The sequence below is a fragment of the Streptomyces alkaliphilus genome (genome assembly GCF_014141535.1).
GTDB lineage: Bacteria > Actinomycetota > Actinomycetes > Streptomycetales > Streptomycetaceae > Streptomyces > Streptomyces alkaliphilus.
Genome location: NZ_VKHT01000193.1, coordinates 1 through 6,574, shown reverse-complemented (window position 1 = coordinate 6,574; position 6,574 = coordinate 1). Strand labels below are relative to the sequence as shown.

Annotated in this window: 5 protein-coding genes; 2 read left to right on the top strand and 3 right to left on the bottom strand. The window is 75.4% G+C overall.

What is annotated here, in order from left to right:
* Positions 1-1,462, bottom strand: a 1,462-nt coding sequence (radA, locus tag FNQ90_RS08895) for a DNA repair protein RadA (protein ID WP_182605863.1), incomplete at its 3' end; no start/stop codon positions are given.
* 209 nt (positions 1,463-1,671) lie between these two features.
* Here radA and FNQ90_RS08890 point away from each other — a divergent pair.
* Positions 1,672-3,471 carry a BACON domain-containing protein gene (locus FNQ90_RS08890; RefSeq protein ID WP_182605862.1) on the top strand — a complete coding sequence of 600 codons (1,800 nt, stop codon included), beginning with the start codon at positions 1,672-1,674 and terminating at the stop codon, positions 3,469-3,471.
* A 60-nt stretch (positions 3,472-3,531) separates the two neighbouring features.
* On the opposite strand, the gene FNQ90_RS08885 is transcribed toward FNQ90_RS08890, so the two are convergent.
* Together FNQ90_RS08885 and FNQ90_RS08880 are read right to left on the bottom strand one after the other, a co-directional pair.
* On the bottom strand, positions 3,532-4,410 hold the full coding sequence (locus FNQ90_RS08885; protein WP_407699330.1) for a sugar phosphate isomerase/epimerase family protein: 879 nt from the start codon (positions 4,408-4,410) through the stop codon (positions 3,532-3,534).
* Between the two features lie 193 nt (positions 4,411-4,603).
* The gene (locus FNQ90_RS08880) at positions 4,604-5,536 is read right to left on the bottom strand and encodes a Ppx/GppA phosphatase family protein (RefSeq protein WP_182605861.1); all 933 of its coding nucleotides are present in this window, start codon (positions 5,534-5,536) and stop codon (positions 4,604-4,606) included.
* Positions 5,537-5,767: 231 nt separating this feature from the next.
* Here FNQ90_RS08880 and FNQ90_RS08875 point away from each other — a divergent pair.
* Positions 5,768-6,574: hypothetical protein (locus FNQ90_RS08875; RefSeq protein WP_228470984.1), on the top strand; the 807-nt coding region annotated here is incomplete at its 3' end.

Here is a 6,574-nt window from a genome sequence, read left to right as displayed (position 1 = left end):
CCCGACCGCCACCCGACAGCGGCGACCCGCCGGCACCCCCTCCCGACTGCCCGGACCGCTCCGACTCCCCCGACCGCTCCGGCGCGTCGCGGGTCCGCCGGGGACGGGCCGGCAGCACCCGCAGCGCCTCGCCGATGTCGGACACCTCCACGACCTTCATCCCCGCCGGCACCTCGCCCGGATCCACCGGCACCAGGGCCCGGGTGAAGCCCAGTCGGGCCGCCTCCGCCAACCGCCGCTGCACGCCGGTCACCCGCCGTACCTCCCCGGCCAACCCCACCTCGCCGACCGCCACCAGGTTCTGCGGCAGCGGGGTGTCGGAGGCCGCGCTGGCCAGCGCCAGCGCCACCGCCAGGTCGGCCGCCGGCTCCGAGAGCCGGACCCCGCCGACCGTCGCGGTGTAGATGTCGTTCTTCCCCAGGGCGCCGATCCGCCCCCGCTGTTCGAGGACGGCCAGGATCATCGACACCCGGGAGGTCTCCAGCCCCGACGTCGTCCGCCGGGGCGAGGGGATCTGGCTGTCCACGGTCAGCGCCTGCACCTCGGCCACCAGCGGCCTGCGCCCCTCCAGGGTGACGGTCAGGCAGGTTCCGGGCACCGGCTCGGAACGCCGGGTCAGGAAGAGGCCGGAGGGGTCGGCGAGCGAGGTGATGCCCGAGTCGTGCAGCTCGAAGCAGCCGACCTCGTCGGTCGCGCCGTAGCGGTTCTTCACCCCGCGCACCAGGCGCAGCCGGGCGTGCCGGTCGCCCTCGAAGTGCAGCACCACGTCCACCAGGTGCTCCAGCAGCCGGGGGCCGGCGATCGCGCCGTCCTTGGTGACGTGGCCGACCAGCAGGGTGGACATGCCGCGCTCCTTGGAGGCCCGGATCAGGGCCCCGGCCACCTCGCGCACCTGCGCCACCCCACCCGGCGCGCCGTCGATCTCCGGCGAGGCGACCGTCTGCACCGAGTCCAGCACCAGCAACTCCGGCTTCACCGCGTCCAACTGCCCCAGGATCGCCGAGAGGTCGGTCTCCGCCACGAGGTAGAGGTCCTCGGCGATCGCGTCGATCCGGTCGGCCCGCAGCCGCACCTGCCCGGCCGACTCCTCCCCGGTCACGTAGAGCGTCGGGTGCTCGGGGGAGGATGCCTTGGCCGCCACGTCCAGCAGCAGCGTGGACTTGCCCACGCCCGGCTCACCCGCCAGCAGCACCACCGCACCCGGCACCAGGCCGCCGCCGAGCACCCGGTCCAGCTCCGGCACGCCGGTGCTGCGGGCCACCACCCTGTGGCCGTCCACCCGGCCGATCGGCAGGGCGGGCGAGGTCACCCGGGCGGCGGCGGTCGTCTTCACCGCCGGGGCGGCGCCCACCTCCTCGACCGTGCCCCACGCCTGGCACTCCGGGCATCGACCGAGCCACTTGGCGGTGGACCATCCGCACTCGGTGCAGCGGTAGGACGGTCGGTCTGTTCTACGGGCCATGCGCACGACCGTACCGCCGACCACCGACATCGATGCCTTTGGACGGTCCCGGCGGGCGCCGGCCCCGCCCGGGGCCCCGCCGTCGTTCGGGAAGCCGGGCGCCGGAAACCGTACGGGCGATGGCTCACCCCCCGGCTTCGTCACCCGATAGAGGGAACCATGCCGGGAGACGGCCGAAGAGGTGTCCCGGGGCCCTAACGTCGGGCGGGATGAGCAGCAGCCGCCGGCACGCCGCCCCCTCCGCCCGTACCCGGGGTCGCCCCACCGACCGGTCGACCCGGGGGCACACCCGGGCCCCGCACGCCTCCCGCTCTCCCGGGGCCGGCGGCGGTCACGGCGGCCCGGAGCACCGACGGGGGCGCCCGGCGTGGGGAACCGCGCCGGGGCCCGCCGACGCCTGCCCGGCGTGGGAGGACGCCCACCTGGACGGCCTGTTCACCTACTGCCTGTCCGTGATGTGCGAGCACGACGCCGCCGCCGCGGCGCTCGGGGAGGCACTGGCCGCCGCCGAGCAACGCCACCGTCCCGGCCGCCGCCCCGCCGAGCCGGGGCTGCACCGTGCCTGGCTCTACGCCCTGGCACGCTGGGCCTGCCTGCGCCGACTCACCGCCCGGCGGGCCGCCGGCGCGGTCCCGCCCGTCCCCGGCGCCGCAGGCCCCGACGCCGACCGGCGACGCCGTGAACTGGCCGCGCTCGCCTGGCCCGAGGCGGCCGGTACCACTCCCGAGCAGCGCGAGGCACTGGAGTTGGCGGTGCGGCACCGACTCGATGCCGCCGAGGTGGCGGCCGTCCTCCGCCGCCCGGTGGGCGCCACCCGCACCCTGCTGACCACCGCCGCCTGCGAGGTCGAGCGCACCCGGGGCGCGCTGGCCGCCGCCCGGGCCGGCGCCTGCCCCGCGGTGGCCGGTCTCACCGGTCTGACCGGCCACGAGCACCTCCTGGTGACCCCGGCCCTGCGCGGTGAGCTCCTGCGCCACACCGACGAGTGCCCCACCTGCCGGCGGATCGCCCAGCGCGCCGTCTCCGGCGGCGGGGCGGGCTGGCCGGGCACCGATCCGGTCGGCCCGTCCCGGTTGGCGGTGCTCACCGCACCGCGTCCCGCCGTCCAGAGCGCCCGCCTCGCCTCCCGTCGGGCCCGGGCCCGACACCTCCCGCGCCTGGACCGCACCGGGTTCCCCATGGACGAGCGCGACCGGACGGCCCGCCGGGAGCGGTTGCGCAGCCGTGTCCTGACCACCACCGTCGTCGCGACCGTCCTGGCCGCCCCCGCGCTGGCCGTGCTGGCCGCCCATCGCGGCGCCACCCCGACCGGGGAGGGAACCGCGGGCGACGGCTCGGCCGTCACCGAGCGGGACCGTGCCGGGGAGACGTCCGGCACCGACGGCCACCCCTACGAGAACGCCGGCCGGGCCGACCCCGCCGGCGGGCGCGACACGGACGACCCGGACCGGAAGGGTGCCGATCCGGCCGACGGCGGGGCGGAGGACGGACGACAGGACCGTGCCGACCCCCGGGGCGAGGGGGACTCCGACGGCTCGCGGGACGACCGGGCCGGGGATCGCGATCGCGCCGGTGGTCCCGGGGAGTCCGACTCCGGGGGCACCGGCGAGCATCCGCCGGCCACCGCCCGGCTCTCCGTCGAGGCGATGTCCGACTCCGGCCGCGCCGGCGCGGAGACGGTGATCGTGCTCACCGCCATCGGCGACGCCGACGTGCACTGGTCACTGTCCACACGTGCCTCCTGGCTGAGCCCGGACCGGACCTCCGGCACGCTGCGACCGGGGGAGCGGGTCACCATCCGGGTGGCCGTGGACCCCGACCGGGAGCCGCGCGGCGCCTGGTCGGCCCGGATCCGGGTTCAGCCCACCGGGAGCGTGATCACCGTCGAGGGCACGGGGCGTGCGCCGTCGCCGTCGCCCGACCCGGGCCCCGGTCCCGACCCCGAACCGGACCCTCCCGGCGAGCCGGACCCGGAGCCGGACCCCGATCCGGGCCCCCAGCCGGACTGAGAGGTCGGGCCGAGAGGGCGGGCCGAGAGGTCGGGTACCGAGTGTCCGGAGCGCGCCCCCTCAGTCGCCCGGGCGCCGAACCCCCGGCACCCGGCCCCCGGGATCCTCCGGGTTCCCCGGGGGCTCCGGCTCCGCCGGGGTCAGGTGCCGTCGGGTGAACTCCAGCGCCTCCGCCAGGTCCTTCTCCCGTTCCGCTCCACTCATCGCCCGCCGGGTGTTGATCTCCGCGACCACCGTGCCGTCGAACCCCGAGCGGGCGAGGTCGGCGAGGATCTCCGCGCACGGCTGGGTTCCGCGTCCGGGCACCAGGTGCTCATCCGTCCCCGAGGCCGTCCCGTCCGCGATGTGCACGTGGGACAGGCGGTCCCCCATCCGCTTCACCATCGCCATCGCGTCGCTTCGCGAGGACGCGGTGTGCGAAAGGTCGAGAGTGAAGTGCCCGTAGTCCTCCTCGGTGGGGTCCCACCCCGGCGCGTACGCCTGCACCCCGCGTTCGCGGTACCGCCACGGATACATGTTCTCCACCGCGAAGCGCACCTCGGTCTCGGACTCCATGCGCCGGACGCCCTCGACGAAGGCCCGCGCGTAGGAGCGCTGCCACCGGAACGGGGGGTGGACCACCACGGTGGAGGCCCCCAGCAGCTCCGCCGCACGCCGCGAGCGCTGCAGCTTCTCCCAGGGATCGGTCGACCACACACCCCGGGTGATCAACAGGCAGGGGGCGTGCACCGCCAGGATCGGCACCCCGTACCGATCGGAGAGGGCACGCAGCGCGTCCGGGTCCTGGCTGATCGGGTCCGTCCACACCATGACCTCGACGCCGTCGTAGCCCAGCCGCGCGGCGATCGCGAACGCCGCCGCCGTGTCCAACGGATACACCGAGGCCGTCGAGAGCGCGACCTTCGCGACCGGGACGCCGATCGGAGACTGTTCCACCACGGGCTCAAGAGTACGGGCCCTCGGCACACCGTCCGGAACAACCGCGAAGCGGGGCGAAACATCCCGGCGTCCATCGGGTGGACGAACCCCCCTCGAAACACCCGCGATCGGGATGGAACGGAAGGTCGGCGGGGAGGACACCGCGCCGGGCCGGGAACCACCGGCGCCGCCCCCGGCCCGCGCGATCGTCCGCTCAGTCGCCCCGCATCCGATCCAGCCGCCGCAGGATGACCCCCTCGCGCAGCGCCCACGGGCAGATGTCCAGCGTCCGCACGCCGAACAGGTCCATCGTCGCCTCCGCCACCAGCGCCCCCGCGGGCAGCTGCCGGGCCCGCCCCTCGGAGACCCCCGGCAGTTGGGCCCGCTCGGAGGTCCGCATCAACGACAGCTTCCGCCCCCACACCCGCAGGTCCTCCAGGTCCAGCCGGCGCGGCACGTACTGCCCCTCGGTGGAGGGCGCGGCCCCGGTCAACCGGGCCAACTGCCGGAAGGTCTTGGAGGTGGCCACCACCCGGTCCGGCTTGCCGTAACGATTGAACTCACCCACCACCTCGGCGATCCGGTTGCGCACCTCGCGTCGCAGCGCCCGGATGTCCGCCTCCTCCGGCGGGTCCCCCGGCAGCCGGCCGGCGGTCAGCCGGCCGGCGCCCAGCGGCAGCGAGACCGCGACATCCGGCGCCTCGTCCATGCCGAAGGCGATCTCCAGCGATCCGCCGCCGATGTCGAACAGCAACAGGCGCCCGGAGGACCAGCCCAACCAGCGACGGGCGGCCAGGAAGGTGAGTCGCGCCTCGTCCTCCCCGGACAGCACCCGCAGCTCCACGCCCGTCTCCTCCGCGACCCGGGCCAGCACCCGGTCCGCGTTCGTGGCCTCGCGCACGGCCGAGGTGGCGAACGGCAGCAGCTCGGCGACGCCGTGATCCTCCGCCACGTCCAGCGCGGCGCGCACGGTGCGGACGAGTCGTTCCACCCCGGCGGTCCCGATCGAGCCGTCGGCTTCCAGCAGCTCGGCGAGCCGCAGTTCCGCCTTGTGGGAGCGCGCCGGCATCGGCCGTGCCCCGCGGTGCGCGTCCACGACCAGCAGGTGGACCGTGTTCGATCCGACGTCCAATACTCCGAGTCTCATGACGGTCAACGCTACTCCGGCGCTTACCCTGACGTGGTGACAACGAGGAATCGGGCGAAGTCGGACGGGGTCGGAGAAACGGGGAGGAACACCGGAGAGGGTGGATCGGGGAAGGGGGGAACCGGGACCGGGAAAGCCGGGAAGACGGGAAAAGCCGGTAAGGCCGGTAAGGCCGGTAAGGCCGGTAAGGCCGGGAAAGCCGGTAAGACGGGGAAGAGCACCGTGAGGCCGATGGACGGAGCCCGACGCCGGCGGCGCGGCGACGAGGTCGCGCTGGACTTCCCCCGGCTGAACATCGGGTTTCCCGACCCCGAGGACCCACGTCAGATCTTCCACTGCGACCTGACCTGGCTCACCTCCCGCTGGAACTGCGTCTTCGGCCGCGGCTGCCAGGGCATCGCCGCCGGCCGGGCGAGTGACGGCTGCTGCACCCTGGGCGCCCACTTCACCGACGACGAGGACCGCGAGCGGGTGGCCCGGCACATGGCCCGGCTCACCCCGGAGACCTGGCAGTTCCACGGCACCGGCACCTCGGCCGCCGGCTGGATCGAGACCGACGAGGACGGCGACCCGCGCACCCGCCGCGTCGCCGGCGCCTGCGTCTTCCTCAACCGGCCCGGCTTCGCCGGCGGCGAGGGCTGCGCCCTGCACACCCTCGCCCTCTCCGAGGGACGCGAGCCGCTGGAGACCAAGCCGGACGTCTGCTGGCAGCTGCCCATCCGCCGGACCTACGAGTGGATCGAGGAACCCGACGGCGAGGAGCGGCTGCACGTGACCATCGGGGAGTACGACCGGCGCGGCTGGGGACCGGGCGGTCACGACCTGCACTGGTGGTGCACCGGCGCACCCGCCGCGCACGGTGCCACCGACCCGGTGTACCTCTCCTACCGGCCGGAACTCACCGAGCTGATGGGCAAGGCCGCCTACGAGGTGCTGGTCGGCCTCTGTGAGGACCACCTGGCGACAGCGGCCGCGGTGACCTCGGCCACGGCGGCGACCGGCGGACCCGCCGCCCCGGCCGGACGCCCCCTGCTCTGT

Coding starts and splice junctions, on each gene's coding strand:
- FNQ90_RS08880 (WP_182605861.1), bottom strand. CDS start 5,536: ATGAGACTCGGAGTATTGGACGTCGGATCGAACACGGTCCACCTGCTG.
- FNQ90_RS08890 (WP_182605862.1), top strand. CDS start 1,672: ATGAGCAGCAGCCGCCGGCACGCCGCCCCCTCCGCCCGTACCCGGGGT.